Annotated in this window: 20 protein-coding genes; 7 read left to right on the plus strand and 13 right to left on the minus strand. The window is 69.9% G+C overall.

The window, feature by feature from the left end; genetic code table 11:
- Nucleotides 1–5 precede the first annotated feature (5 nt).
- Together ACIGQF_RS32835 and ACIGQF_RS32840 are read left to right on the plus strand one after the other, a co-directional pair.
- Nucleotides 6–1,067 (plus strand): ABC transporter ATP-binding protein, encoded by a 1,062-nt coding sequence (locus ACIGQF_RS32835; RefSeq protein ID WP_399717940.1) that lies wholly within the window; start codon nt 6–8, stop codon nt 1,065–1,067.
- Nucleotides 1,068–1,082: 15 nt separating this feature from the next.
- Nucleotides 1,083–2,216, plus strand: a complete 1,134-nt coding sequence (locus ACIGQF_RS32840) for an ABC transporter ATP-binding protein (RefSeq protein WP_399717943.1) — start codon at nt 1,083–1,085, stop codon at nt 2,214–2,216.
- A gap of 211 nt (nt 2,217–2,427) precedes the next feature.
- Here the strand turns inward: ACIGQF_RS32840 and ACIGQF_RS32845 are convergent, their stop codons facing one another.
- The 6 genes from ACIGQF_RS32845 to ACIGQF_RS32870 all read right to left on the minus strand — a co-directional run bounded on the left by ACIGQF_RS32845 (nt 2,428) and on the right by ACIGQF_RS32870 (nt 8,862).
- Nucleotides 2,428–3,483, minus strand: a complete 1,056-nt coding sequence (locus ACIGQF_RS32845) for an ABC transporter ATP-binding protein (protein WP_399717946.1) — start codon at nt 3,481–3,483, stop codon at nt 2,428–2,430.
- Nucleotides 3,473–4,522 carry an ABC transporter ATP-binding protein gene (locus ACIGQF_RS32850; RefSeq protein ID WP_399717948.1) on the minus strand — a complete coding sequence of 350 codons (1,050 nt, stop codon included), beginning with the start codon at nt 4,520–4,522 and terminating at the stop codon, nt 3,473–3,475. Before ACIGQF_RS32850 ends, ACIGQF_RS32845 begins: the two co-directional genes overlap by 11 nt.
- 49 nt (nt 4,523–4,571) lie before the next feature.
- On the minus strand, nt 4,572–5,546 hold the full coding sequence (locus ACIGQF_RS32855; protein WP_399717952.1) for an ABC transporter permease: 975 nt from the start codon (nt 5,544–5,546) through the stop codon (nt 4,572–4,574).
- A complete protein-coding gene (locus ACIGQF_RS32860) occupies nt 5,539–6,462 on the minus strand; it encodes an ABC transporter permease (protein WP_399717954.1) in 924 nt (307 codons plus the stop codon). The genes ACIGQF_RS32855 and ACIGQF_RS32860 overlap by 8 nt, the downstream gene beginning before the upstream one ends.
- Before the next feature lie 4 nt (nt 6,463–6,466).
- The gene (locus tag ACIGQF_RS32865) at nt 6,467–8,095 is read right to left on the minus strand and encodes an ABC transporter substrate-binding protein (protein ID WP_399717957.1); all 1,629 of its coding nucleotides are present in this window, start codon (nt 8,093–8,095) and stop codon (nt 6,467–6,469) included.
- Nucleotides 8,096–8,307: 212 nt separating this feature from the next.
- The gene (locus ACIGQF_RS32870; protein WP_399717960.1) at nt 8,308–8,862 is read right to left on the minus strand and encodes a hypothetical protein; all 555 of its coding nucleotides are present in this window, start codon (nt 8,860–8,862) and stop codon (nt 8,308–8,310) included.
- 514 nt (nt 8,863–9,376) lie between these two features.
- Between ACIGQF_RS32870 and ACIGQF_RS32875 the strand changes: the two genes are divergently transcribed.
- Complete coding sequence (locus ACIGQF_RS32875) at nt 9,377–11,581, plus strand: hypothetical protein (protein WP_399717962.1); 2,205 nt, start codon at nt 9,377–9,379, stop codon at nt 11,579–11,581.
- A gap of 57 nt (nt 11,582–11,638) precedes the next feature.
- On the opposite strand, the gene ACIGQF_RS32880 is transcribed toward ACIGQF_RS32875, so the two are convergent.
- The 7 genes from ACIGQF_RS32880 to ACIGQF_RS32910 all read right to left on the minus strand — a co-directional run bounded on the left by ACIGQF_RS32880 (nt 11,639) and on the right by ACIGQF_RS32910 (nt 22,538).
- Entirely contained in the window at nt 11,639–12,700 is a 1,062-nt protein-coding gene (locus ACIGQF_RS32880; RefSeq protein ID WP_399717965.1) for an ABC transporter ATP-binding protein, read from the minus strand.
- The gene (locus ACIGQF_RS32885; RefSeq protein ID WP_399717968.1) at nt 12,693–13,730 is read right to left on the minus strand and encodes an ABC transporter ATP-binding protein; all 1,038 of its coding nucleotides are present in this window, start codon (nt 13,728–13,730) and stop codon (nt 12,693–12,695) included. The genes ACIGQF_RS32880 and ACIGQF_RS32885 overlap by 8 nt, the downstream gene beginning before the upstream one ends.
- Nucleotides 13,731–13,741: 11 nt before the next feature.
- Nucleotides 13,742–14,668, minus strand: coding sequence for an ABC transporter permease (locus ACIGQF_RS32890; RefSeq protein WP_399717970.1), 927 nt, complete (start codon nt 14,666–14,668; stop codon nt 13,742–13,744).
- The gene (locus ACIGQF_RS32895) at nt 14,661–15,584 is read right to left on the minus strand and encodes an ABC transporter permease (RefSeq protein WP_399717973.1); all 924 of its coding nucleotides are present in this window, start codon (nt 15,582–15,584) and stop codon (nt 14,661–14,663) included. The genes ACIGQF_RS32890 and ACIGQF_RS32895 overlap by 8 nt, the downstream gene beginning before the upstream one ends.
- Nucleotides 15,585–15,725: 141 nt before the next feature.
- Nucleotides 15,726–17,354: an ABC transporter substrate-binding protein gene (locus ACIGQF_RS32900; RefSeq protein ID WP_399717977.1), complete on the minus strand. Its 1,629-nt coding sequence runs from the start codon at nt 17,352–17,354 to the stop codon at nt 15,726–15,728.
- A 457-nt stretch (nt 17,355–17,811) separates the two neighbouring features.
- A complete protein-coding gene (gene typA / locus ACIGQF_RS32905; protein WP_399717980.1) occupies nt 17,812–19,719 on the minus strand; it encodes a translational GTPase TypA in 1,908 nt (635 codons plus the stop codon).
- 149 nt (nt 19,720–19,868) lie between these two features.
- A complete protein-coding gene (locus tag ACIGQF_RS32910; RefSeq protein WP_399717983.1) occupies nt 19,869–22,538 on the minus strand; it encodes an ABC transporter substrate-binding protein in 2,670 nt (889 codons plus the stop codon).
- Nucleotides 22,539–22,846: 308 nt separating this feature from the next.
- On the opposite strand from ACIGQF_RS32910, the gene ACIGQF_RS32915 reads away from it, so the two are divergent.
- The 4 genes from ACIGQF_RS32915 (at nt 22,847) to ACIGQF_RS32930 (ending at nt 26,794) form a co-directional block, all read left to right on the plus strand.
- A complete protein-coding gene (locus ACIGQF_RS32915; protein WP_399717985.1) occupies nt 22,847–23,158 on the plus strand; it encodes a hypothetical protein in 312 nt (103 codons plus the stop codon).
- Nucleotides 23,159–23,222: 64 nt separating this feature from the next.
- Nucleotides 23,223–24,050, plus strand: coding sequence for a hypothetical protein (locus ACIGQF_RS32920; RefSeq protein WP_399717988.1), 828 nt, complete (start codon nt 23,223–23,225; stop codon nt 24,048–24,050).
- A gap of 27 nt (nt 24,051–24,077) precedes the next feature.
- Nucleotides 24,078–26,024, plus strand: coding sequence for a fumarate reductase/succinate dehydrogenase flavoprotein subunit (locus ACIGQF_RS32925; RefSeq protein ID WP_399717990.1), 1,947 nt, complete (start codon nt 24,078–24,080; stop codon nt 26,022–26,024).
- Nucleotides 26,021–26,794 carry a succinate dehydrogenase/fumarate reductase iron-sulfur subunit gene (locus tag ACIGQF_RS32930; RefSeq protein ID WP_399717993.1) on the plus strand — a complete coding sequence of 258 codons (774 nt, stop codon included), beginning with the start codon at nt 26,021–26,023 and terminating at the stop codon, nt 26,792–26,794. Before ACIGQF_RS32925 ends, ACIGQF_RS32930 begins: the two co-directional genes overlap by 4 nt.
- Nucleotides 26,795–26,808 lie beyond the last annotated feature (14 nt).

A 26,808-nucleotide genomic window follows, 5' to 3' on the forward strand; every position in this document is an offset into this window, starting at 1 on the left:
CACCAGTGACCACACTCACCAAGACCGAGGGCGCACCGGTCCCGACCGGGTCGGACCCCTTCCTGTCCGTGCGCGACCTGTACGTGCGGTTCTCCACCGAGGACGGCATCGTCAAGGCCGTCGACGGGCTCTCCTTCGACCTGGAGAAGGGCAGCACGCTCGGCATCGTCGGCGAGTCCGGCTCCGGCAAGTCGGTGACCAACCTCGCCGTGCTGGGCCTGCACAACCCCGCCTCCACCGAGATCGCCGGTGAGATCACGCTGGACGGCCAGGAGCTGACCGGCGCCGGCGAGCGCACGCTGCAGAAGCTCCGCGGCAACAAGATGGCGATGATCTTCCAGGACCCGCTGACGGCGCTGTCCCCGTACTACACGGTGGGCCGGCAGATCGCCGAGCCGTTCATCAAGCACACCGGCGCGAGCAAGCGCGAGGGCCGGCAGCGCGCCATCGAGATGCTGACCAAGGTCGGCATCCCGCAGCCGAACCTGCGGGTGGACGACTACCCGCACCAGTTCTCCGGCGGCATGCGCCAGCGCGCCATGATCGCCATGTCGCTGGTCTGCAACCCGGCCCTGCTCATCGCCGACGAGCCGACCACCGCGCTGGACGTGACCGTCCAGGCGCAGATCCTGGACCTCCTGAAGGACCTCCAGCAGGAGTTCGGGTCGGCGATCATCCTGATCACCCACGACCTGGGCGTCGTCGCCGACATGGCCGACGAGCTGCTGGTGATGTACGCGGGCCGGGCCATCGAGCGCGGCACGGTACGGGACATCCTCACCGAGCCGCAGCACCCGTACACCTGGGGCCTGCTCGGCTCGATGCCCCGCCTGTCGGCCAGCGTCGACGAGCCGCTGCACCCGATCCCCGGCGCCCCGCCGAGCCTGCTCACCCCGCCGACCGGCTGCCCCTTCCACCCGCGCTGCGCGTTCACCTCCGAGGTGGGCGGCACCCGCTGCGCGGACGAGCGGCCGCCGCTGGCACCGGGGCGCGCCTCGGCCTGCCACCTCACGGCCGAGCAGAAACACACCTTCTTCACCGAGCAGATCAAGCCCCGGCTGGGCTAGGGAGCGACGACCATCATGAGTGAAACGAAAGACGTCACCCTCCCCGCTCCCCGCGACGCCGCCCCCGCGGGCGAACCGCTGCTGGTCACCGAGGGCCTGACCAAGCACTTCCCGATCAAGGGCGGCTTCCCGATCCGGCGGACGATCGGCGCGGTGCAGGCGGTCGACGGGGTCGACCTGACCGTGCACGCCGGCGAGAGCTTCGGCCTGGTCGGCGAGTCGGGCTGCGGCAAGTCCACCACGGGCCGGCTGCTGACCCGCCTGCTGGAGCCCACCAGCGGCAAGATCTCCTACCGCGGCCGCGACATCAGCCACGCGAACCGCAAGGAGCTCGCGCCGGTCCGGTCCGAGATCCAGATGATCTTCCAGGACCCGTACTCCTCGCTGAACCCGCGGCAGACCGTCGGCACCATCATCGGCGGCCCGATGGAGATCAACGGGATCAACCCGCCCGGCGGCCGCGAGAAGAAGGTCCGCGAGCTGCTGGAGACGGTCGGCCTCAACCCGGAGCACTACAACCGCTTCCCGCACGAGTTCTCCGGCGGCCAGCGGCAGCGCATCGGCGTGGCGCGCGCCCTCGCCCTGGAACCGAAGCTGATCGTCGCCGACGAGCCGGTCTCCGCGCTGGACGTCTCCATCCAGGCCCAGGTCGTCAACCTCCTCCAGGAGCTCCAGCGCGAGCTGGGCATCGCGTTCCTCTTCATCGCCCACGACCTGGCGATCGTCCGGCACTTCAGCCAGCGGGTGGCGGTGATGTACCTGGGCAAGATCGTCGAGGTCGGCGACCGCGAATCGATCTACACCCGCCCGCGCCACCCGTACACGCACGCGCTGCTCTCCGCCGTCCCGGAGGCGAAGTTCACCGAGGACGACGAGGAGCAGCGCGAGCGCATCCGGCTCGCGGGCGACGTGCCCTCACCGGTCAACCCGCCCTCCGGCTGCCGCTTCCGCACCCGGTGCTGGAAGGCGCAGGAGAAGTGCGCGACGGAGGAGCCGCCGCTGCTCCAGATCGCCGGGAACGCCGCGGGCCACCTGACGGCCTGCCACTTCCCCGAGGAGCCGACGCTCGCCGCGCGCGGCGAGGACATCGTCCTCGACCCGGCACTGGCCGCCATCGAGGACGCGGGCGGTCCGTCCAAGGAGGCCTGACGCCACCGCGGTTCCTCGGGAGGCCTGTTCCCGAAGAGACCTGTTCCCACCACCGCGGCGGTCCGGGCCGTGGCGGCCTTTCCCGCCGCGCCGGTTGCCCGCGCAGTTCCCCGCACCCCTTCAGGGGCGCGGGGAACTGCGCGACCGGCCACGACGGCCCGGCAGTCGGCCACCGGTGCGCAGGGGCACCCCCTGCCCCGTCGGCAGTCGGTTACTCGCTCGGCACGACTTGGCGCTCCTCCGCGAAGTGACACGCGGAGGGGTGCGCCGGCCCCGCGGCCCCCGCGAACCGTTCGGGTACGGCCAGCGGAGGGACGACGTCCGCACACACCGGCTGCGCCTTCCAGCACCGCGTGCGGAACCGGCACCCCGACGGCGGATCGGCCGGCGACGGCACGTCCCCGACGAGCAGGATCCTCCCCCGGCTACCGCCGGGAGGTGCCCCCACCCGGTGCTCCCGCGCCTCGGGATCCGGTACGGGCACGGCGGACAGCAGCGCCTGCGTGTACGGGTGCGTGGGGTGCCCGTAGATCTCGTCCTCGGTGCCGGTCTCCACGATCCGGCCCAGGTACATCACCGCCACCCGGTCCGAGATGTGCCGCACCACCGACAGGTCGTGCGCGATGAAGACGTAGCTGAGGTCGAACTCGTCCTGGAGCCGCTCCAGCAGGTTCACCACCTGCGCCTGGACCGAGACGTCCAGCGCGGAGACCGGCTCGTCCGCGACGATGATCTCGGGCCGCAGCGCCAGCCCCCGCGCGATGCCGATGCGCTGCCGCTGGCCGCCGGAGAACTGGTGCGGGTACCGGTTGACGTACTCCGGGTTCAGCCCGACCACGTCCAGCAGCTCCTGCACCCGGCGCCGCCGGTCGCCCTTCGGCGCCACCTCCGGGTGGATGTCGTACGGCTCCCCGATGATGTCGCCGACCGTCATCCGCGGGTTGAGCGAGGTGTACGGGTCCTGGAACACCATCTGGATGTTGCGGCGGACCGCCTTCAGGGCCCGCCCGGACAGCCTGGTGATGTCCTCCCCGTGATACCGGATGGCTCCCGCGGTCGGCCGCTCCAGGCCGACCAGCATCTTGGCCACGGTCGACTTCCCGCAGCCGGACTCCCCCACGATGCCGAGCGTCTCGCCCTTGCGCAGGTCGAAGGAGACCCCGTCGACCGCCTTGACCGCGCCGACCTGCCGCTTCAGGACGATGCCCTGGGTCAGCGGGTAGTGCTTGACCAGGTCGCGCACTTCGAGAATGGCCTCAGCGGTCATGCGGGGGCTCCTCGCCTCGCAGGGTCTCCTCCCAGAAGTGGCAGGCGCTGGTCCGGCCCGCCGCCACGTCGTACTGCGGCGGCCGGTCCGTGGTGCACCTGTCGCGGGCCCGCGGGCAGCGCGGGTGGAAGGGGCAGCCGGGCGGGATCGCGGTCAGGCTCGGCGGCAGGCCCTTGATCGCGTACAGCTCCTGGCCCTTCTGGTCCAGGCGCGGGATGGAGTCCAGCAGGCCGCGGGTGTAGGGGTGGGCCGGCGCGCGGTAGAGGTCGTGTACGGGCGCGTGCTCCACGATCCTGCCCGCGTACATCACCGCGATCCGGTCGGCGACGTCCGCGACCACCCCCAGGTCATGGGTGATCAGGATCAGGCCCATGTCGTACTCCCGCTGGAGATCGGCCAGCAGGTCCATGACCTGCGCCTGCACCGTCACGTCCAGCGCGGTCGTCGGCTCGTCCGCGATGATCAGGTCCGGCTCCAGGGCCAGCGCCATCGCGATCATGATGCGCTGGCGCATACCGCCGGAGAACTGGTGCGGGTAGTCCCCGACGCGGCTGCGCGCCGCCGGGATCTTCACCCGGTCCATCAGCTCCACCGCCTTGGCGCGCGCGTCCTTCCGCTTCATGCCCTGGTGGACCTCGTACATCTCGCCGAGCTGGGCACCGACGGAGAGCACCGGATTCAGCGCGGACAGCGCGTCCTGGAAGATCATCGCCATCCGGGCGCCGCGTACCTTGCGCCGCTCCTCGGGCGGGGCCTTGAGCAGGTCCCGCCCCCGGAAGAGGATCTCGCCGCCGGTGACGAAGCCGGGCGGCGAGTCGAGGATGCCCATGACGGCCTGCGCGGTGACGGACTTGCCGGAGCCCGACTCGCCCAGCACGGCCAGCGTCTCGCCCGCGTCGACGCGGTAACTGACGCCGTCGACGGCCCTGGCGACGCCGTCCCGGGTACGGAACTCCACGTACAGGTCGCGCACGTCGAGCAGCGCGGGCGACGCCGCGCCGGGATCGGGCGCGGCGTCGGGGTTCGTCGCGGTGGCCATCGGCTCTCTCCGTCTCCTCGGCGCAGTTTGTGGTCGGCGCAGCTCGGGGTCAGCGCAGCTTGGGGTCGAGGGCGTCGCGCACCGCGTCGCCGAGCATGATGAACGCCAGCACCGTGATCGACAGCGCGCCCGCCGGATACAGCAGCATGTGCGGCGCGTTGCGGATGTAGGTGGAGGCGGTGGAGATGTCGATGCCCCAGGAGACGTTGGGCGGCTTCAGGCCCGCGCCAAGGTAGGACAGCGTGGCCTCCAGGGAGATGTAGGTGCCCAGCGCGATGGTGGCGACGACGATGACGGGGGCCACCGCGTTCGGCGCGATGTGCCGCAGCAGCATCCGGCCGTTGGAGGCGCCGAGCGCTCGCGCGGCCTGGACGTAGTCGTTCTGCTTGGCGGTGACGACGGAGCCGCGGGCGATCCGGGCGATCTGCGGCCAGCCGAGCAGCACGATGAAGCCGACCACCGGCCAGACCGTCTTGCTGGTGACGACCGAGAGGAAGACCAGGCCGCCCAGGAGTACGGGGATGCCGAAGAAGATGTCGGCGAGCCGGGAGAGCAGCGCGTCCCACCAGCCGCCGAAGAAGCCCGCGAGGCCGCCGAGGAGGCTGCCGAGGAGCGCGGCACCGGCGGTGGCGCAGACGCCGACGGTGATGGAGGCGCGCGCCCCGTAGACGGTACGGGTGTAGACGTCCCGGCCCTGGGTGTCGAAGCCGAAGGGGTGGCCGGGGGCCGAGCCCTCCTGAGCCTTGGCGAGGTCCGCGCGGTACGGGTTCCCGTCGGTGATCAGCGACGGCCAGATCGCGATGACGATCAGAAAGAGGATGATCAGTGCGGAGATCAGGAAGACGGGGTTGCGCCGCAGGTCGCGCCAGGCGTCGCCCCACAGGCTGCGGGGCCTGTCGTCGGGGCGCCCGCCGCCCCGCCCGTTCCGGCCGCCCTCCAGGGTCTCGGCCTCGGCCATCGCCAGGGCGGTGGTGGCGCCGTCCCCGTGGGTGACCGCCTCCTTGGGCACGTAGCTCTCAGGCATAGCGGATCCTCGGGTCGAGTACGGCGTACAGCAGGTCGACGACGAGGTTGGCGAAGAGGAAGACCAGTACGAGGACGGTGACGAAACCGACGACGGTGGGCGAGTTCTGCCGCAGGATGCCCTGGTAGAGCTGGAAGCCGACGCCGTGGATGTTGAAGATCCGCTCGGTGACGATGGCGCCGCCCATGAGCTGGCCGATGTCGGTGCCGATGAAGGTGATCACCGGGATGAGGGAGTTGCGCAGCAGGTGGCGGGTGACGACCCGGCGGCGCGGCAGGCCCTTGGCCACGGCCGTCCGTACGTAGTCGGCGCGGGCGTTCTCGGCCAGCGAGGTGCGGGTCAGCCGGGTGACGTACGCGAGCGAGACCAGCGCGAGCACCACGCCGGGCAGCAGCAGCTCGGTCAGGTACGCGTCGGTGGAGACGGTCGGCGTCACCCACCCCCACTTCACTCCGAGCAGGAACTGCAGCACGTAGCCGCTGACGAACGTCGGAATGGACACCACGACGAGCGTGAAGACGAGCACCGAGGTGTCCAGCGCGCGCCCTCGGCGCAGCCCGCTCAGCACCCCCAGCGTGATGCCGACGACGATCTCGATGACGATGGCGACCAGGGTCAGCCGCAGGGTGACGGGGAAGGCGGTGCCCATCAGCTCGGTGACCGGCTGCCCGTTGAAGGCGGTGCCGAAGTCCCCGCGGAAGATCTGGCCCATGTAGTGCAGGTACTGCTTCCACAGCGGCTGGTCGAGAAGGAGTTCCTCGCGGATCCTCGCGGCGGTGGCGGGGTCGGGGGCGCGGTCGCCGAACATCGCGGCGACCGGGTCCCCGAGCGCGTACACCATGAAGAAGATCAGGAACGTGCTGCCGATGAACACCGGGATCATCTGGAGCAGCCGCCGGATGACATAGCGTCCCATGGGGTCAGCTGCCGACCTTGATCTGCTCGTAGACGGGCACGCTGAACTGGTTCAGCCGGACGTTGCTCAGCCGGTCCGTATATCCCCCGCTGCCGTTCTGGTACCAGAGCGGGATCACCGGCATGTCCTTGACCAGGACCCGCTGCGCGTCCTGGAACTTCTTCACCGCCGCCTGCTGGTCGGGCTCGGCATTCGCCTCGTCGACCAGCTTGTCGAACTGCTTGTTGCTGTACTTGCCGTCATTGGAGGAGGCATCGGTGTAGTACATCGGCTGGAGGAAGTTCTGGATGAGCGGATAGTCCATCTGCCACCCGGCCCGGAACGGCCCCTTCATCTTCTTCGCCGAGATCTGATTCCGGTAATCCGCGAACGTCCCCACCGGATTGCCCACACACGCCTTGTCGTCCTTCAGCACCTTGTTGACGCTGTTGCAGAGCGCGTCGACCCAGTCCTTGTGCGAGCCGGTGTCGGCGTTGTACGTGACAGTGACCTTGCCGCCGGGCAGCCCGCCGCCCTCCTTGATGAGCTTGCGCGCCTCGGCCGGCTTGTACTGGCACGCCTCCCCGCACAGGCCGGCCTTGTAGCCGCCGTCCGCCTTGAGCACCGGCGAGGTCCAGTCGGTGGCCGGGGTGCGGGTGTTCTGGAAGATCTGCTTGGTGATCGTCTTGCGGTCGATCGCCATGGACAGCCCCTGCCGCACCTTGGCCATCTTCCGCGTCCCCCATTTCGGGTCGTACATGGGGAAGGTCAGGGTCTGGATGATCCCCGCGGGCTGATTGATGTACCGGTCGCCGAGATCCGCCTCGGCGTTCTTCAGCTGCGCGGCCGGGATGTCATCCGTCAGATCGAGATTGCCGGCCTGCAGATCGGTATAGGCAGTGTTGTTGTCGGTGTAGACCCGAAGATCCACACCACCGTTTCTGGCCTTGTCGGGCCCCTTGTACTTGCTCCACTTCCGGAGCTTCATGGCCGAGCCCTTGTCGTACGACTCGATCTCGTACGGCCCGTTCCCGACCGGCTTCTTCAGCCACCCGTCATGGTCCTTGAAAAACGCCCGCGGCAGCGGAGCGAACGCCGGATACCCCAGCGTCTGCGGCCACGTGGAGAACTTCTGATTGAGCGCCACGGTAAACGTGGTGTCATTCTTGACCTTCAGCCCGGAGAGCTTCTTAGCACTCGGCTTCCCGCTCTCGGGATGAACCTTCTCATACCCCTCGATATATCCGAAGAAATAAGCATTCTTCTGATTGTTGTCGAGATTCGCCCCGTAATTCCACGCATCCACGAACGACTGCGCCGTGACCGGCTCCCCGTTGCTGAACTTCCACCCCTTCTTGATCGTGACCGTGTAGTTCTGCTGGTCATCGGTCTCGATCTTCCGGGCGAGCATGTCCTTGGCCTCGCCGGTCTTCGGGTCGTACCTCTTCAGCCCCCGGAAAACCATGTCCAGGACCTTGCCGCCCTGCACCTCATTGGTATTGGCCGGCTCCAGCGGATTCTGCGGATCCCCCCACGACGAACTGAGCACCCCCTTCCCGTCACCACCACCGCCGCCCCCGCCACCACACGCCGTCGCCACGAGAGCGACCGCCACCGTTCCCACCGCCCACTTCGCACGGGTGGCTCCACGCATCCGGTGCCTCCTCCGACCAATAGGTACGTAGGCCACATAACAGCCCATAGGAGGCCTCCTCGCACCCGTACCTCCCCCGTACGAGCACGCCACGCCGCACATTCCCCCCGAACGCACGAGAGCGGCACCCGCCGCGACAGAACGACACAGCGCCCGGGAGAGCAGACACTCTCCCGGGCGCTGCACCCGGATGGACCAAGGGGGAGGAAAGGTCAGGGCTGGGGCGGGCTGACTCGGTCGATGCCGGCGACCATCCTGCGCTTGCGCGCGATATTGGACTCGATCAGATCCCGTGAGAACTTGCCCGGCTCCCGGTCGTAGAGGGCCCTGCCCCGCTCCGAGGTGAATACGTCCGCCGGGATCCTGTCCTGGCCCACCGGGAAGAATTTCAGCACTTCCTCCATCGCGGCCAGCGAATACACCACGGCCGGCCGGTGCTTTCTGCGATCCTCCTCCGGCGTCGCCAGCAGGAGCGGACCCACACGAGTCGCAATTCCATTGGCCACGTCCATGAACTCGCCCGGGTCGATGATCCGGGAAGGTTCCGGCCCACCGAAGGCCGGCGGGGGCGGCGGCAGCTCGTCGGCCATCTTGAAGACGAAACGGCGCTGACGACCGCACCCGGCGCAAACACCCTCGTACACCGACACCATCGCACCGTCCTGCTGCTGAAGACTGTGCTGCCGCGCGAAATCCGCCACACCGCACTCGCACGGGTGCAGATCCATGTACAAGTGAGCTTCCAGTGACGAACGCGCTATCAGCATGATCACGACCCTATACGCTGCAGCACACGGCTGTAGGGGACTTGAGTTCACCAGGGGGAGACGCGTGGACGGGGCGAACGATCCCCGGCTGTTGTTGAGCATGCCGGAACAGCCAGGGTCATGGGAACGTCAGCGAGAGCTACTCACGGCCGCCGAGCAGCTGTTACCGCAGGTACTGCAGCATGTCGGCGGCTATCAGGGCGACTTCAAGTCGACCGATGAGCGGAACCCCCGCAAGTACTTCCTCGCACAGAACGAAGCCGGCAAAGAGATCTCCGTGTGGGTGGACGCAGTACCGCTCCCGGGCGGCATGGTCGCACGCACACTGGTCAACACGACGTCCGACCAATACATGATCCAGGTGTCGGACCGCGTACCCCTCAACGAGCTGGGACGGGTGCTCTCCCACGGCACCGGTGAAATTCTCGCTTGCCGTGAGCGCTCCGCTGCAGGGCTCGCCCCCGTCATGAATGACATGCTGCAGCGTGGTCCGGAGCTACCGCTTGAGCACGCCTTGTCAGCCACTGACCGGGGACAGGTCGGGCAGCTGAACTGGCTGGCGGAGCAGCTCTCCGACTCTTCGCTCACGGCGGATCAGCAAGCGCGCGTACGAGAGGAACTCTCCGGCCTCGTCGATCGATGCGGACTTCGCCCCACCGTCCCCCTCACCGACTCGGAACTGTTCGCGAACAATGCCGACGCAGTGGACATTCGCGCCGACTACGTGGCTCCGTACCTGTCCGAGAACTCTGAACGGCTACTGCGCGAACTCGCCCGCCCCATCGAACACCTCTCCCCCGCCGACGCCGCCGCTCTCAGCGCGTACCGTCGGGCGGAGGCCGAGGCGCGGGGTGCCACGCGGGTGGCGGCGTTCGTCGGCGGGCAGTCCGTGACGGTACCGCTGCCCGGGCTCGACGGGAACGGGCTGCCGTTGCCGCAGAGCCGGTTGAACGAGAAGGCCGCCACCTGGGCGGCAGCGCGTACCGAGAGGGCCGCCGTCACCGAGGAACAGTTGCGGGAGGCGGCGCTGCGGCAGGGCGGCTGGGCGCCGCCGCAGAAGGTGATCATCGGTGGCGGGGCCAGCCTGACGGGACGGGATCCCGACGCACTGCTCATCGACGCGCGCGGCCGGTGGCATCTGGACCCCGGCGCCGGCATCGTGCAGTCCGCCGACCAGACACGGGACATGGCGCGGGCGGGGCTGGAGGACCCTCATACGTACACCGCTCCCACGGGACGGGTGCCGATCGAGGCGGCCCGCGCCTGGGAGGACGAGCTGGCCGTGCGGGGCCCGGTGGTGGACGGGTACGGCCGGTTGAGCGTGGACGCGGACGGCAGGCTCGTGGTCCGGATCCAGCCGGAGAGCGGCGGCGGGCACATCGGTGTCGAGGTGGACGGGGCACCGATCATCGCCACCGGCCTGACGCGCGAGGTGGTGCCGGGCGTCGCGCGGGACAGTCCCAGTGAGGGCCTGCGCGGGGTGGAGAGTCTCGGCGAGGCCGTTCGTGTCCTGGACGAGCGCATACAGGGGCTGGGCGGACTGGCTCCGGAGAGAGCGGCGGCCGTCCGGCAACAGCTGCTCCACGCGGAGCGTTCGGGCGGCCGGGCGGCGGATGTGCTCGGGGTGCTGGACTCGGCCGGTATCCGGCAGCAGTTGGGGGACGACAGGGCCATCCGCGACTGCTTCCAGACGCTGGAGGCGACGCAGAAGTGGGAAGAGGCGCGTGCCGCGGCCCCGGGCCGCGCCCTGCTGGGTGACGAGGTCGCCGACAACCGCTTCGATCCGCGGGCGGCCCAGCACTGGATCGTCGCCGGTTCCGGCGGTACCGGCGTCGCCAACGCCGAGATCATCCTGCGTGAGAACCCGGACGCGCGCGTCACCATCATGGGCGGCGAGGCCCCGCCCGCGCTCCACCACCAGGTGCAGTACCTGGAGATGACGCACGCGGATTCTCCGTACCTGACGAGTGGCCGGCTCGACATCCAGCAGACCCGGCTGGGCCCGGTCGAGACCGTGCCGGGGGCCGACGGGAAGCCGCTCTTCCGGGTGCCGTTCAAGGACGAGAACGGCAATATGACGGCGGTGGTCGCCGACGGGTACGTCGCCAGCCTCGGCCGTACGAATCCGTTACCGCCGGTCACCCGCGAGCTCGCGGAGCGCGTGCGGGACGCGGGTGCCGAGGTCCGGGGGACGCTGCTCTTCGACGAACACCAGCAGTACCTGGGGTACGGACTGACCTTCCCGGTGGACGGCAGGGAACACCGGGTGAACGTGACCGGCGCGGCGTCCTGGCAGCTGCCCCGAGAGGTCTTCGACCAGCAGACCGTGCTCAAGCTGGGCGCCATGGGGGTGCGGCAGGTCCCTTCCGAGAGTGCGAACGCCGCTCCCGGGTTCGCGCCCGTCGCTCACCAGAGCGCGGCATACGCCCGTGCCCGGGCGGCGGGAACGGTGACAGAGCTGTCCCAGGTCCCCGAACGCTGGGTGGGCCCGGCCCCGACCGCCGAAAGTCCGGCCCCCGCTGCCGAGCACTCCGCCGGCAGCACCCCGGCTCAGCAGCCGAACCGTTCGGTCGCCGAGGCCGCCAAGAGCCGGTCCGGCGGTGGCGGCCGGTCGTTCACCACGCAGCCCCGTAACTCTCCCAAGCCCGGGGCCCCTCAGCCACAGGTCCCCCCGCAGCGGCCGGGCGGGCCCGAGCAGGGCGGCGGTCGGCGACGGTAGGCGAAGGCGCCCGGAGCGTGGCTGCTCCGGGCGCCTTCGAAGGGCGGGGTAGGGCGGTCAGGCCGCTCCGACCACGTCCTTTTCTTCGGCGAAGTGGCAGGCCGAGTCGTGGGCCGCCGGGGAGTCGGTGTTCTTGAAGGGGGTGGGGATGGCGAGGAGGGGGGTTTCCTCGGCGCACTTGTCCTGGGCTTTCCAGCAGCGGGTGCGGAAGCGGCAGCCGGAGGGCGGGTTGGCCGGGGAGGGCACGTCGCCGCTGAGGATAATGCGCTCGCGGGCGCCGCTGACCTCCGGGTCGGGGACCGGGACCGCCGAGAGGAGCGCCTGGGTGTAGGGGTGCGTCGGGTGCTCGTAGATCTCCTCGTCGGTGCCGATCTCGGCCATCCGTCCCAGGTACATCACGCCGACGCGGTCGGAGATGTGCCGGACGATGGAGAGGTCGTGGGCGATGAAGAGGTACGAGAGGTCGAACTCGTTCTGCAGTCGCTCCATCAGGTTGATCACCTGGGCCTGGACCGAGACATCGAGGGCCGAGACCGGCTCGTCGCAGATGATGATCTCCGGGTTGAGCGCGAGGCCGCGGGCGATGCCGATGCGCTGGCGCTGGCCGCCGGAGAACTGGTGCGGGTAGCGGTTGACGTACTCGGGGTTGAGGCCGACCACGTCCAGCAGCTCCTGGACCTTGCGCCGCCGGTCGCCCTTCGGGGCCACCTCGGGGTGGATGTCGAAGGGCTCGCCGATGATGTCGCCGACCGTCATGCGAGGGTTCAGCGAGGTGTAGGGGTCCTGGAAGACCATCTGGATGTTGCGGCGGACGGCCTTCAGGGCGCGCCCGGACAGCTTGGTGATGTCCTCGCCCTTGTAGAAGACCTCGCCCGCGGTGGCCCGCTCCAGGTTCATCAGCAGCTTGGCGACGGTGGACTTGCCGCAGCCGGACTCGCCGACGATGCCCAGCGTCTCGCCCCGGTACAGGTCGAAGGAGATCCCGTCGACCGCCTTGACCGCGCCGACCTGCTTCTTGAACAGCACGCCCTGCGTGAGGGGGAAGTGCTTGACCAGGTTGCGGACCTGGAGGATGGGCTCGCGGTCGCCCGCGGCCTGCTCGGCGGACTGCTCAGCCATGGAGCGTCTCCTTCCAGAAGTGGCACGCGCTGCCGCGCTCGTCGGCGACCGTGGCCAGGGCCGGGATCTCCGTACGGCAGACGTCCTGGGCCTTCGGGCAGCGCGGGTGGAAGGCGCAGCCGCCGGGGATGTTCAGCAGGTTGGGCGGCAGACCCTTGATCGCGTACAGCTCCTGGCCCTTCTGGTCCAGGCGCGGGATGGAGTCCAGCAGACCGCGGGTGTAGGGGTGCGCGGGGTTCTTGTACAGCTCGCGCACGGGAGCGTTCTCGACGATCCGGCCGGCGTACATCACCGCGATCTTGTCGGCGACGTCGGCGACCACGCCGAGGTCGTGGGTGATCAGGATCAGGCCCATGTTGTACTCGCGCTGGAGCTCCGCGAGCAGGTCCATGACCTGGGCCTGGACCGTCACGTCGAGCGCCGTGGTGGGCTCGTCGGCGATGATCAGGTCCGGCTCCAGGGCCAGCGCCATCGCGATCATGATGCGCTGGCGCATACCGCCGGAGAACTGGTGCGGGTAGTCCCCGACGCGGTTCTTCGCCGCCGGGATCTTCACCTTGTCCATCAGCTCGATGGCCTTGGCCTTCGCGTCCTTCTTGGACAGGCCCTGGTGGACGCGGAACATCTCGCCGAGCTGGTAGCCGACGGAGAGCACCGGGTTCAGGGACGACAGCGCGTCCTGGAAGATCATGGCGATCTTCGCGCCGCGGATCTTGCGGCGCTGCTCGCCGGACATGGTCAGCATGTCCTGGCCGCGGAAGAGGATCTCGCCCTGCGGGATCTTCGCCGGCGGCATGTCGAGGATGCCCATGATCGCCTGCGCGGTCACGGACTTGCCGGAGCCGGACTCGCCCAGCACGGCGAGCGTCTCGCCGGCGCTGACGCTGTAGTTCACGCCGTTGACGGCCTTCACGACGCCGTCCCGGGTGTGGAACTCGACGTGCAGGTCACGGACCTGGAGCAGCGGCGTTCCGGCCGCTTCCGGCGTCCGCGGCTCGGGAACGGCCGCGGTCTTCTCGGTGGTGGTCACGTACGCCTCCCTCAGCGCAGCTTGGGGTCGAGGGCGTCGCGCACCGCGTCGCCGAGCATGATGAACGCCAGCACCGTAAGCGACAGCGCACCTGCCGGGTACAGCAGGGTGTGCGGTGCGTTGCGGATCTGGGTGGCGGCCTGGGAGATGTCGATGCCCCAGGAGACCGTCGGCGGCTTCAGGCCGACACCGAGGAACGACAGGGTGGCCTCCAGCGAGATGTACGTACCGAGCGCGATGGTCGCCACGACGATGACGGGCGCGAGGGCGTTCGGGGCGATGTGCCGGAGCAGCATGCGCGGGGTGGAAGCGCCGAGCGCGCGGGCCGCCTGCACGTAGTCCTGCTGCTTGGCGGTGATCACCGCGCCGCGCGCGATACGGGCGATCTGCGGCCAGCCGAGCACCGCCATCAGCAGCACGACGGTGAAGATCGAGCCGCCCTTGACGACGGACAGGAAGACGATGCCGCCGAGCAGGATCGGGATGCCGAAGAAGATGTCGCCGATCCGGGAGAGCAGCGCGTCCCACCAGCCGCCGAAGAAGCCGGCGAGGCCGCCCATGACACAGCCGATGACGGCGGCGAGCAGGGTGGTGCAGATGCCGACGGTGACGGAGGCGCGGGCGCCGTAGACGGTACGCGCGTAGACGTCGCAGCCCTGCTTGTCGAAGCCGAAGGGATGACCGGGGGCCGCGCCCTGCGCCGACTTGGACACGTCGCAGGCGTACGGGCTGGTGCTCGTCATGATGCTCGGCCAGATCGAGACGACGACCAGGAAGAGGATCAGTACGGCGGAGATGTAGAAGATCGGGTTGCGCCGCAGGTCCCGCCAGGCGTCGCCCCAGAGGGAGCGGGCCTTGTCCTGTTGCTGGTCCCGCACGACCTCGGAGGCCGCGACGGCGGCCTGGGCGTGGGCGGTGGGGTCGATCACGTCAGGCATACCGGATCCTCGGGTCCAGGACCGCGTAGAGCAGGTCGACGAGCAGGTTGGCGGCGAGGAAGACGACCACGAGCACGGTCACGAAGCCGACCACGGTCGGCGCGTTCTGCCGCAGGATGCCCTGGTAGAGCTGGTAGCCGACGCCCTGGAGGTTGAAGATCCGCTCGGTGACGATGGCGCCGGCCATCAGGCCGCCGATGTCGGTGCCGAGGAAGGTGACGACCGGGATCAGGGAGTTGCGCAGCAGGTGCACGCTGATCACGCGGCGGCGCGGCAGGCCCTTGGCGGTGGCGGTGCGGATGTAGTCGGAGCGGATGTTCTCCGCGATGGACGTACGGGTGAGCCGGGCCACGTACGCCAGCGAGACGCCCGCGAGGACGATGCCGGGCAGGATCAGCTCGTCGAACCGCACGTCGGCGGAGACCGACGGGGAGGCGAGGCCCCACTTCACGCCGACGAAGTACTGCAGCAGGTAGCCGGTGACGAAGGTCGGAATGGAGATCACGATCAGCGTGAGCACCAGCACGCCGGTGTCGATCAGGCGGCCGCGGCGCATGCCGGCGATGACGCCGAGCGTGACGCCCACCACCAGCTCGATGGCGAAGGCGACCAGGGTGAGCTGGATGGTGTTGGGGAAGGCGTCCCCCATCAGCTCGATGACGGGCCGGCCGTTGAAGGCGGTGCCGAAGTCACCCTGGAAGATGCCCGCCATGTACTGCAGGTACTGGCTCCACAGCGGGTCGTTCAGGTGCAGGGACTCCCGGATCTGGGCGGCGGTGGCCGGGTCGGGGGTCCGGTCTCCGAACATGGCCGCGACGGGGTCGCCGAGCGCGTAGACCATGACGAAGATCAGGAAAGTGGTGCCGATGAAGACGGGCACCATCTGGAGCAGTCGTCGCACGACGTAGCGCCCCATGTGGTCCTCCAGATATGCGCCGACGCGGGCACGGCCGGGCCCGCGGCCTCGTGTGAGAGGCCGCGGGTGGCCGGCTGTCCCCTGCCGCCGTGAGCGGTCGGAATTACTGGGCCCCGCTCAGGGGCTCATGCGTCGGACGGGTCAGCCCTTGACCTTGATGTCGGAGAAGACCGGCACGCTGAAGGGGTCGAGCGTCACGTCGGAGACGTTCTGGGACCAGCCGGCGACGCCGTTCTGGTACCAGAGCGGGATGGCGACCATGTCGTCCAGGACCAGCTTCTCGGCGTCCTGGTAGGTCTTGGTGGCCTTCTTGGTGTCGGGCTCGGCCGCGGCCTTCTTCAGGAGGCCGTCGAACTCCTTGTTGCTCCAGTGCGAGTCGTTGGAGGAGGCACCGGTGCCGTACAGCGGCGTCAGGAAGTTCTCGATCTGCGGGTAGTCCATCTGCCAGCCGGCGCGGAAGCCGCTGGTCATCTCACCCTTGGTGATCTGGGTACGGAAGTCGGCGAAGGTGCCCACGGGGTTGCCCACGCACGCCTTGTCGTCGCCCAGCACCTTGTTGACGCTGTTGCAGACCGCGTCCACCCACTCCTTGTGGGAGTCCTTGTCCGCGTTGTAGCTGACGGTCATCTTCCCGCCGGGGAGGCCGCCGCCCTCCTTGATGAGCTTCTTGGCCTCGGCCGGGTTGTACTCGCAGGCGTCGCCGCAGATGTCCTTGGAGTAGCCGTTGGCGTCGCCGAGCACCGGGGAAGTGAGGTCGGTCGCCGGGGTGCGGGTGCCGTGGTAGATCTTCTCGGTGATCGTCTTGCGGTCGATCGCCATGGAGATGCCCTTGCGGACCTTCTCCATCCCCTTCTTGCTCCAGGCGCCCTTGTCGAGCGGGAAGCTGACGGTCTGCACGATGCCGGCCGGCTGCGAGACGTAGTTGCCCTGCAGGTCGGTCTTGGCGTTCTTGATCTGCTCGGCGGGCAGGCTGTCGAGCACGTCGAGGTTGCCGGCCTGGAGGTCGGAGTACGCGGTGTTGGAGTCCGTGTAGACCTTCAGCAGGACGCCCTTGTTCACCGGCTTGTCGTCGCCCTTGTACTCCGGGTTCGGCACGAGCTTCATCTGCGAGCCCTTGGAGTACGAGTCGACCTTGTACGGGCCGTTGCCGACGGGCTTGTCGAGGTAGCCCTTGTGGTCGGTGAAGAACTTCTCGGGCAGCGGCGCGAAGGCCTTGTAGCCCAGGCGCGTCGGCCAGGTCGACATCTTCTGGGTGAGCTTGACGGTGAAGGTGTGGTCGTCGACGACCTTCAGCCCGGAGAGGGTCTTGGCGGTCGGCTTGCCCTCGGCCGGCGCGACCTTGTCGTAGCCCTCGATGTCGGAGAAGAAGTAGCTGTTCTTCTGCTGGTTGGTGGCGAGCGCGCCGTAATTCCAGGCGTTCACGAAGGACTTGGCGGTGACGGCCTCGCCGTTGGAGAACTTCAGGCCCTTCTTCACCTTGATGGTGAAGGTCTGCTGGTCCTTGGTGTCGATGGACTCGGCGGCGTCGTTCTTGGCCTCGCCGGTCTTCGGGTCGTAGCTCTTCAGGTTGGCGAAGATCATGTCGAGGACCTTGCCGCCCTGCACCTCAGTGGTGTTGGCCGGCTCCAGCGGGTTCTGCGGGTCGCCCCACGCGGCCCGTACGACGCCGGCTTCCGAGCCCGCGCTGTCGCTGCTGCCGCCGCACGCCGAAACCCCCAGGGCCACGGCTATCGCTCCTGCGACCCAAGTGGCGCTTCTGGCACCGCGCATGGGACTGCCTCCTCATGAGTCCATTCTTGACATGGAAAGGAGCCGGTCGTCCGCTGACACCCCTGACAGCGCGCGACCAGCCCCCGATGCTCGTGAGTCGGCGCCTTTCACAGCGCGTGACCCATTGACCCGAGCTCAATAGCCCCCATCCTCAGTCACGTTCGCCCCATAAGCCACGAGTTGCTGGTTACTTTTTGGTCACATCGCGGTGACCCTCGTTCGGAATCCGGACAAAACAATCCATCCAGACGGGCAAAAATCGGACCTCCCACCGACCGGCGGCTGCCTTGTGTCCATTTTCCGGACGCTCGGCGGGGTGGTGGACGACCCGCGGCGTCTTGACGTCACCAAACATGTGCGGTAAGTGACACTCTCCGCACACGGAAGCGCCCCGCCGGACAGGAAGTCCGGCGGGGCGCTCCGTCGCTCTACTGGGGCCCTGCGGGCGTCAGTTGCGTCAGTTGTGCTTGGCGCGCGAGGCGGCGCGGGCGCGCTCACGGGCATCCAGGTTCACCTTGCGGATGCGCACGGCCTCCGGGGTGACCTCGACGCACTCGTCGTCGCGGCAGAACTCCAGCGACTGCTCCAGGGAGAGCTTGCGCGGCGGGACGATCGCCTCGAAGGTGTCGGCGGAGGAGGAGCGCATGTTGGTGAGCTTCTTCTCCTTGGTGATGTTCACGTCCATGTCGTCGGAGCGCGAGTTCTCGCCGACGATCATGCCCTCGTACACCTCGGTGCCGGGCTCGGTGAAGAGCACGCCGCGCTCCTGGAGGTTGGTCATCGCGAACGCGGTGACCGTGCCGGCGCGGTCGGCGACGAGCGAACCGTTGTTACGGGTCGTCAGCTGGCCGAACCAGGGCTCGTGGCCCTCGTGGATGGAGTGCGCGATGCCGGTGCCGCGGGTGTTGGTCAGGAACTCCGTACGGAAGCCGATCAGACCGCGGGACGGCACGATGAACTCCATGCGGACCCAGCCGGAGCCGTGGTTGGACATGTTGTCCATCCGGCCCTTGCGGACACCCATGAGCTGCGTGACCGCGCCCATGTGCTCCTCGGGCACGTCGATGGTCATGCGCTCGGTCGGCTCGTAGGTCTTGCCGTCGACCTCCTTGGTGACCACCTGCGGCTTGCCGATGGTCATCTCGAAGCCCTCGCGGCGCATCTGCTCGACCAGGATGGCCAGCGCCAGCTCACCGCGGCCCTGCACCTCCCAGGCGTCGGGACGCTCGGTGTCCAGCACGCGCAGCGAGACGTTACCGATCAGCTCGCGCTCCAGCCGGTCCTTCACCTGACGCGCGGTGACCTTGCGGTCCTTGACCGCGGCCTTGGCGTCCGCGCCCTTGCCGGTGCCGCCGCGGCCGACCAGCGGCGAGGTGTTCGTACCGATGGTCATCGAGATCGCGGGCTCGTCGACCGTGATCAGCGGCAGCGCGACCGGGTTCTCCGGGTCGGCCAGCGTCTCGCCGATCATGATGTCGGGGATACCGGCGACGGCGCAGATGTCACCGGGGCCCGCCACCTCGGCCGGCTTGCGGGTGAGCGCCTCGGTCATCATCAGCTCGGTGATGCGGACGTTCTGGACCGACCCGTCGCGCTTCATCCACGCGACGGTCTGGCCCTTGCGCAGCTCGCCCTGCTCGACGCGGAGCAGCGCGATACGGCCGAGGAAGTTGTCCGCGTCGAGGTTGGTGACGTGGGCCTGCAGCGGCGCGGCCTCGTCGTACTCGGGGGCCGGAACGGTGTCCAGGAGCGTGGTGAAGAACGGCTCCAGGTTGGTGCTGTCGGACGGAACGGTGCCGTCCTCCGGCTTGGTCAGCGACGCGACGCCGTCACGGGCGCAGGCGTAGACGATCGGGAACTCGATCTGGTCCTCGTCCGCGTCCAGGTCCAGGAAGAGGTCGTAGGTCTCGTCGACGACCTCGGCGATCCGGGAGTCGGGCCGGTCGGTCTTGTTGATGCACAGGATGACCGGCATCTTCGCGGCCAGCGCCTTGCGCAGCACGAAGCGGGTCTGCGGCAGCGGGCCCTCGGAGGCGTCCACGAGGAGGACGACCGCGTCGACCATCGACAGACCGCGCTCGACCTCGCCGCCGAAGTCGGCGTGGCCGGGGGTGTCGATGATGTTGATCGTGATCGGGTCCCCGCCGCTCTTGGGGTGATACTTCACCGCCGTGTTCTTGGCGAGGATCGTGATGCCCTTCTCACGCTCCAGGTCGTTGGAGTCCATCATGCGCTCGTCGAGGTTCTCGGCGGCGTGCGCGGCGAAGGCTCCCGCCTGCTTGAGCATGGCGTCGACAAGGGTGGTCTTGCCGTGGTCGACGTGGGCGACGATGGCGACGTTACGAATGTCGTGGCGCGTGGGCATACTTGCGGCGCTTCTCCCGGATTGTGGATGACGGCGCGTACGGTCCGGCACGCGCGCCCGCCGGGCATCATCACGCCACGGCCTCACCCCATGGTACGGGGCTGGCGCGGCAACAGCCGCCCCAGCCCGTTCGCACCCGCGCTGACCTGCTACTTCTTGTAGCCGATGTCCTGGTATCTGGGCGTCGCGAAGCCAAAGGCGCCCACATTGGCCAGATCGGACCTGGCCGCGACGAGCTGCGGCTGCCGGTACAGCGGGACCGACCCGGCGGCGGCCCAGATCCGCTGGTCCGCCTGGGCGACGAGATCCCGCGCCGCCTCGGGGTCCAGCTCGGCGGAAGCCTGGTCGAAGAGCTGGTCGATCCGGTCGGTGCCGACCCGGGTGTAGTTCTGCTCGACGGTCAGCGAGCCGTCCGCCGCGGGCCGGGGCTTGGCGTAGATGGGCCGGGCGTCGGTGGCCGGGTAGGCGCTGCCCGGCCAGGAGTAGAGCGCCAGGTCGTAGTCGCCGGACGCGATGTGGTCCTGGAAGTAGCTCTTGTCGGCCACCTTCTGGACGGTCGTCCGTACGCCGATCTTCAGCAGCATTTCCGAGATCCGGTCGGCGACCGTCCGCAGCTGGGCCGTGCCGGGGCCGTCGGGCAGGACGAAGCGCAGCATCAGCGGCCGGCCGTCCTTCTTCACGAAAACGCTGCTCCGGCCGGCCGCCGCGTCGTCGTGGCCGCGCGCCTGCCGGCCGTGCTCGGCGGCCTTGCCGTCCTTGTCCCCGGCCCCCTTGCCGTCCTTGTCCCCGGCGTCCCCTGCGGGCGCGTCCGCGGCGCCGGGGACGTCCATCCCGGCCCGGACGGCCCGCTCCTCGGCGGGCGCCTTCTCGTCCTCGGCGGCCTGGGCGTGCTCACGGTCCGTACGCGCCGCGTCCGCCGCGAGCCGGTTCCGCTCGGCGGCGGCCGCGGCCTCGCGGGCCTGGACGGCGCTGAGGGGACCGGCCGGGCCGGTGCCGGCGACGTCCCCGCCGGCCCCGGGCTTGGTGTCGTCCCAGCCCGCCGCGAGCGCGGTGGTCTGCTGCCGGGCGGCCTCCGCCAGGACGTCGGCCTCGTCCCAGGCGTCCGCGGCGCGGCCGCTCGCCCGCTCGTACGCGGCGTACGCGGCCGAACCGCGGTCGCCCAGGGCCCGCCGCCGCTCCGCGCGCGCCGCTTTGTCGTACAGCGCCGCGCTCTGCCGCAGCAGGGCGGCCCGCTGGACGCCCGCCGAGCCGGCGCCGGTCAGCGTGGTGAGCGTGACGGGGGCCGTCGCTGCGGACCGGTCGGGGCCGCGGCCGGGGCCGCCGTGCGGCCGGCCGGCCCCGTTCTGCGGGCCCGGCTGCCCGTTCTCGCCGTCGGACCGGCCGGTGTCCGCGTCGGCCCGGCCCCGGCCCGCCTCCCGCTCGCCGGGCTGCGCGTCGGTCTTCTCCTCGCCGCCCGCCTCCGGCATCCGCCAGCCCGCTTCGGCCAGCAGGGCCTGGGCCGCGTCGGTGTCCTGACCGCCCAGCGCGCCGCTGTTGTCGCGGTACCCGGGCTGCCCGGCGAGCAGCAGGTGGCTGCCGACCGGCGCGGCGGGCAGCCGGAGCGGGCCCAGCACCTCCTTCGCCAGCGCCGTGCGGTCGATGGCGCGGGCCACGGCGCGGCGGACCCGCTCGTCGGTGAGCGGCCCCGTGCTGCCGTTGAGGGCGAGCTGGGTGAAGGAGGGCGAGAGGGCGCGGTGGACGGTGTAGTCGCGCAGGTGAGCGCGGCGGGCAGCGGCGGCGGCCGCCTCCTTGCGGCGCTCCCGCTCCGCCGCGCGCTCGGACTCGCTGCCGCGGGCCTGTGCCTGGTGGCGCAGCGCGTCGGAGGAGACGGCGCCGCGCGGGGCGTCGTCCCCGACGGCGGCCTGCTGGTTCGTGCCGCGCGCCGTGGTGATCTCCTTGGCGGTGCCGCGGTCGACGTCCGCGACGTCGATCCGGCCCTCGGCCAGCGCCTTCGCCCGCTTCGCCGGGGGCACCTCGGTGAGCACGATCTTCTTCAGCCGGGCCCGGCCGCCCCACCACTTCGTGTTCCGTACGAGGGAGAGGGTGTCCTTCCGGCCGTCCTTCGTCCGTACCCGGAACGGTCCGGCGGAGAGCGCGAGCTTGGCACGCGCTCCGTCGTTGAACGCCGCCGGGCTGCCCATCACGCTCTTCGGGTACAGCGGGGTGAAGAGCGACGGCCAGTCGGCGTACGGCCGGGCGAACGTCACCTCCACCTCGCCGGACTTTCCGGGCCTGACTTTCTCGATCCGGTCGTAGCCGGCGTTGCGTGCGGTCCAGTAGGCGGCGTTCTTGCCGCGCAGCGCCTTCCACTGGGCGGCGAAGTCGGCCGCGGAGATCCGCCGCCCGTCGCTCCACCGCGCCTCGGGGTTGAGCGTGTATTTCACGATCTGCTTCGGCTCACGCCGGGTGACCTCGGCGGCCCGGAGGTAGTCGGGGTTGCGCTGCGGTGCGCCGTTGGCGTCCACGGTGAACAGCGCGGGGAGGACGGCGCCCGCCACGGTGTCGGTGCTCTGCCCGGCGTCGGCCTGGAAGGCGTTGAAGGTACCGGGCAGCTCGTCCACGGCCCAGCGGACCGTCCCGCCGTCACGCAGCGTGGCCGCGGCGGCGGAGGCGATGTCCTGGCTGCCGGCCCCGGCCGCGGCCGGCTCGTCGTCCCCACTGCAGCCGGTCATCAGGGGCAGCGGGAGCAGCGCGCCCGCCGTGAGGAGTGCCACCCGGCGGCGCCCGCGGCCCGCCGCCCGGCCGCCCTGGATGCCGCGCGGTCCGACGTCGTCGGTCATCTCTGTTACCTCCGGGCTCGCCCGCGCGGCGCCGCCGCCGCTGATCACATTCGGCCGACTTTGCGGCTCATCACACCTATGGCCCGTCCACTGAAAACGACGGCGTGGGGCGTGGGGCGGCGACACGGCGGCCGTACTTCCCAAGGCCACCCGGTCGGCCCAATGGGGCGCGGGCCGACCGGCGGTGCTCCCCTATGCGCCATCGTGACCCGGAATACGGCCCTATCCCTTCCCAACCGCGACTGTGACGCGCGACACTCTCAGGCGCATGAGATTGCCGACCGCACCCTCGGAAGTGAGGGCTCGTCATGTCCTTGCACGATGATCTGACGGCTGTGCAGCGCAGCCTGGAGGACCTGGTCCGCTCGGTCGGGCGCCTGGAGCAGCGGGTCGGCGGCGGGCTGGAGATCCGCCGGGTCCGCAGCGACACCGAGCACCTGCGCGAAAGCCTCGAACTGCTGCGCGCCCAGACCGCTCCCGACTCCCCCGACCGGCCGGCGCCGACCGCGGGGCGCGCGGTGTCCGACATGGTCACCATCCCCGACGCGCCGTACGACGCCTCCCTGTGGACCGACGCCGAGGACGAGGGGCTGGGCGCACGCGACCGCCGGGCCCCGTAGGCACACCCCGCTCGCGTCCGGACGCCCCCGCCCCGTTCTCACCCCCCGCTCACGGAGACCGACGTTGGCCACAGGCACCGAACCCACATCCACCACCGGCACGAGCGGGGTGCACGGTCCCGCTCGTGCCGCCATCCCCGCCCGCCACCTGCGCACCGAGCGCTGGTGGCTCTATCCGGCGGGCACCGCCGCCGGGCTGCTCGCGTTCATCGTGTACTCGACCTGGCGGGCGTTCGCGAACGCCGACTACTACCACGCGCCCTACGTCTCGCCGTTCTACTCCCCCTGCCTCGCGGAGAACTGCGAGACCATGCGCGGCGGACCCAACTGGGAGCTGTTCGGGGGCTGGTGGGGCCTGTCCCCCGCGCTGCTGATCCTGATCTTCCCGCTGGGCTTCCGGCTGACCTGCTACTACTACCGCAAGGCCTACTACCGCGGCTTCTGGGCCTCGCCCCCGGCGTGCGCGGTCGCCGAGCCGCACAAGAAGTACAGCGGCGAGACCCGTCTCCCGCTGATCCTGCAGAACATCCACCGGTACTTCTTCTACGCGGCGCTGCTGGTCGCGGGCGTGCTGACGTACGACACCGCGCTCGCCTTCCGCGACGAGAGCTACGCCTGGGGCCACATGGGCCTCGGCTCCCTGATCTTCCTCGTGAACATCGCCCTGATCTGGGCGTACACCCTCTCCTGCCACTCCTGCCGGCACATCGTCGGCGGGCGCCTGAAGCACTTCTCCAAGCATCCGGTGCGGTACCGGATGTGGGGCTGGGTGAGCCGGCTGAACGCCCGGCACGCGGTGCTGGCCTGGGCCTCGCTGATCAGCGTGGCCGCCGCCGACTTCTACGTCTATCTGCTGTCCGTCGGGGCCTTCGACGATCCGCGGTTCTTCTAGACCTTTCCGGGAAGGGTGCGCATTTTCATGACGCAAGTCGAACGGCAGGCCTGGGACGTGGTCGTGGTGGGCGCCGGCGGCGCCGGCCTGCGGGCCGCCATCGAGGCCCGCGAGCAGGGCATGCGGACGGCCGTCATCTGCAAGTCCCTGTTCGGCAAGGCCCACACGGTCATGGCCGAGGGCGGCATCGCGGCCAGCATGGGCAACGTCAACGAGGGCGACAACTGGAAGGTCCACTTCCGCGACACCATGCGCGGCGGCAAGTTCCTGAACCACTGGCGGATGGCCGAGCTGCACGCGCGGGAGGCCCCGGACCGGGTCTGGGAGCTGGAGACCTGGGGCGCGCTCTTCGACCGCACCCCGGACGGCCGTATCTCGCAGCGCAACTTCGGCGGGCACGAGTATCCGCGCCTCGCCCACGTCGGCGACCGTACGGGGCTGGAGCTGATCCGCACCCTGCAGCAGAAGATCGTCTCGCTGCAGCAGGAGGACGAGCGGGACCACGGCGCGTACGACGCCCGGCTGAAGGTCTTCCAGGAGTGCACGGTCACCCGGGTGCTCAAGGACGGCGACCGGGTCGCCGGAACGTTCTGCTACGAACGCGAGTCCGGGCGGTTCTTCATCCTGGAGGCCCCCGCCGTGGTGCTGGCCACCGGCGGCATCGGCAAGTCCTTCAAGGTGACCTCCAACTCCTGGGAGTACACCGGCGACGGGCACGCGCTGGCGCTGCTCGCCGGGGCACCGCTGGTCAACATGGAGTTCGTGCAGTTCCACCCCACCGGCATGGTCTGGCCCCCGTCGGTGAAGGGCATCCTCGTCACCGAGTCGGTCCGCGGCGACGGCGGGGTGCTGCGCAACAGCGACGGCAAGCGCTTCATGTTCGACTACGTACCGGACGTCTTCAAGGAGAAGTACGCACAGTCCGAGGACGAGGGCGACCGCTGGTACGAGGACCCGGACAGCAACCGCCGCCCGCCCGAGCTGCTGCCCCGCGACGAGGTGGCGCGAGCCATCAACGCCGAGGTCAAGGCGGGCCGCGGCTCCCCGCACGGCGGCGTCTTCCTGGACGTCTCCACCCGCATGCCCGCCGACGTGATCCGGCGCCGGCTGCCGTCCATGCACCACCAGTTCAAGGAGCTGGCGGACGTGGACATCACGGCGGAGGCGATGGAGGTCGGGCCGACCTGCCACTACGTCATGGGCGGCGTGGACGTCGACCCGGACACCGCGGCGGCGACCGGCGTTCCCGGCCTCTTCGCCGCGGGCGAGGTGGCCGGCGGCATGCACGGCTCCAACCGGCTCGGCGGCAACTCCCTCTCCGACCTGCTCGTCTTCGGGCGGCGGGCCGGGATGTACGCGGCGGAGTACGCCGCGGCGCTGGCAGCCGGCGAGCGGCCCGCCGTGGACCCGCTGGAGACCGGGGCCGCCGAGGCCGAGGCGCTGCGGCCGTTCAGCGCGGAGGGCGCGGGCACGCCCTCCGCCGGCGGCCCGCCGGAGAACCCGTACACCCTGCACCAGGAACTCCAGCAGGCGATGAACGACCTGGTCGGCATCATCCGGCGGGAGCCGGAGATGGAGCAGGCGCTGGAGAAGCTGGCGGACCTGCGGGTACGGGCCCGGCGGGCCGGGGTCGAGGGCCACCGGCAGTACAACCCGGGCTGGCACCTCTCCCTGGACCTGCGGAACATGCTGCTGGTCAGCGAGTGCGTGGCGCGGGCCGCGCTGGAGCGCAAGGAGAGCCGGGGCGGCCACACCCGGGACGACCATCCCGAGATGGACCGCCGCTGGCGCCGGGTCAACCTGCTGTGCCGGCTGGCCACGACCGACGGCCGGCCCGGGCTGCCCGAGGACCCGGCGCTCGCGCACATCCGGCTGGAGCGGCGGGAGATGCCGGCGATCCGGGGCGACCTCGTGGAGCTGTTCGAGAGGGACGAACTGGCGAAGTACCTGACGGACGAGGAGCTGAGCTCGTGAGTTCGTACGACGCGCACTTCAGGGTGTGGCGGGGGGACGCCACGGGCGGCAGCCTCGGCGACTTCACCGTCACGGTGAACGAGGGCGAGGTGGTGCTGGACATCATCCACCGGCTGCAGGCGACCCAGGCCCCGGACCTGGCGGTGCGCTGGAACTGCAAGGCCGGCAAGTGCGGTTCGTGCAGCGCGGAGATCAACGGCCGGCCGCGGCTGATGTGCATGACGCGGATGTCGGTCTTCGACCGCGCGGAGACCGTCACCGTCACCCCCATGCGGGCCTTCCCCGTCGTCCGCGACCTGGTCACGGACGTCTCCTTCAACTACACCAAGGCCCGCGAGGTGCCGGCGTTCGTGCCGCCCGCCGACCTCAAACCCGGCGAGTACCGGATGCAGCAGGAGGACGTGGGACGCGCGCAGGAGTTCCGCAAGTGCATCGAGTGCTTCCTCTGCCAGGACACCTGCCATGTCGTCCGTGACCACGAGGAGAACAAGGAGGCGTTCGCCGGTCCCCGCTTCCTGATGCGCGTCGCCGAGCTGGACATGCACCCGCTGGACGCCGCGGCCGGCGAGGGCCTGGACCGCAAACGGGCCGCGCAGGAGACCCACGGCCTGGGCTACTGCAACATCACCAAGTGCTGCACCGAGGTCTGCCCCGAGCACATCCGGATCACCGACAACGCGCTGATCCCCCTCAAGGAGCGGGCCGTGGACCGCAAGTACGACCCCCTGGTCTGGCTGGGGAAGACGATCCGCCGGCGCCGCTCGGGGTGACACCCCCCGGGCGG

The organism is Streptomyces sp. NPDC053560, from assembly GCF_044544605.1.
Lineage (GTDB): Bacteria > Actinomycetota > Actinomycetes > Streptomycetales > Streptomycetaceae > Streptomyces.

Bases quoted from the DNA above. Each gene is read 5' to 3' on its own strand.
- ACIGQF_RS32910 (WP_399717983.1), bottom strand. From the start codon at position 22,538: ATGACCGACGACGTCGGACCGCGCGGCATCCAGGGCGGCCGGGCGGCG.
- ACIGQF_RS32925 (WP_399717990.1), top strand. From the start codon at position 24,078: ATGACGCAAGTCGAACGGCAGGCCTGGGACGTGGTCGTGGTGGGCGCC.
- ACIGQF_RS32850 (WP_399717948.1), bottom strand. From the start codon at position 4,522: ATGGCCACCGCGACGAACCCCGACGCCGCGCCCGATCCCGGCGCGGCG.
- ACIGQF_RS32845 (WP_399717946.1), bottom strand. From the start codon at position 3,483: ATGACCGCTGAGGCCATTCTCGAAGTGCGCGACCTGGTCAAGCACTAC.
- ACIGQF_RS32890 (WP_399717970.1), bottom strand. From the start codon at position 14,668: ATGCCTGACGTGATCGACCCCACCGCCCACGCCCAGGCCGCCGTCGCG.
- ACIGQF_RS32915 (WP_399717985.1), top strand. From the start codon at position 22,847: ATGTCCTTGCACGATGATCTGACGGCTGTGCAGCGCAGCCTGGAGGAC.
- ACIGQF_RS32895 (WP_399717973.1), bottom strand. From the start codon at position 15,584: ATGGGGCGCTACGTCGTGCGACGACTGCTCCAGATGGTGCCCGTCTTC.
- ACIGQF_RS32865 (WP_399717957.1), bottom strand. From the start codon at position 8,095: ATGCGTGGAGCCACCCGTGCGAAGTGGGCGGTGGGAACGGTGGCGGTC.
- ACIGQF_RS32870 (WP_399717960.1), bottom strand. From the start codon at position 8,862: ATGCTGATAGCGCGTTCGTCACTGGAAGCTCACTTGTACATGGATCTG.
- ACIGQF_RS32840 (WP_399717943.1), top strand. From the start codon at position 1,083: ATGAGTGAAACGAAAGACGTCACCCTCCCCGCTCCCCGCGACGCCGCC.
- ACIGQF_RS32860 (WP_399717954.1), bottom strand. From the start codon at position 6,462: ATGGGACGCTATGTCATCCGGCGGCTGCTCCAGATGATCCCGGTGTTC.
- ACIGQF_RS32900 (WP_399717977.1), bottom strand. From the start codon at position 17,354: ATGCGCGGTGCCAGAAGCGCCACTTGGGTCGCAGGAGCGATAGCCGTG.
- ACIGQF_RS32855 (WP_399717952.1), bottom strand. From the start codon at position 5,546: ATGCCTGAGAGCTACGTGCCCAAGGAGGCGGTCACCCACGGGGACGGC.
- ACIGQF_RS32880 (WP_399717965.1), bottom strand. From the start codon at position 12,700: ATGGCTGAGCAGTCCGCCGAGCAGGCCGCGGGCGACCGCGAGCCCATC.
- typA (WP_399717980.1), bottom strand. From the start codon at position 19,719: ATGCCCACGCGCCACGACATTCGTAACGTCGCCATCGTCGCCCACGTC.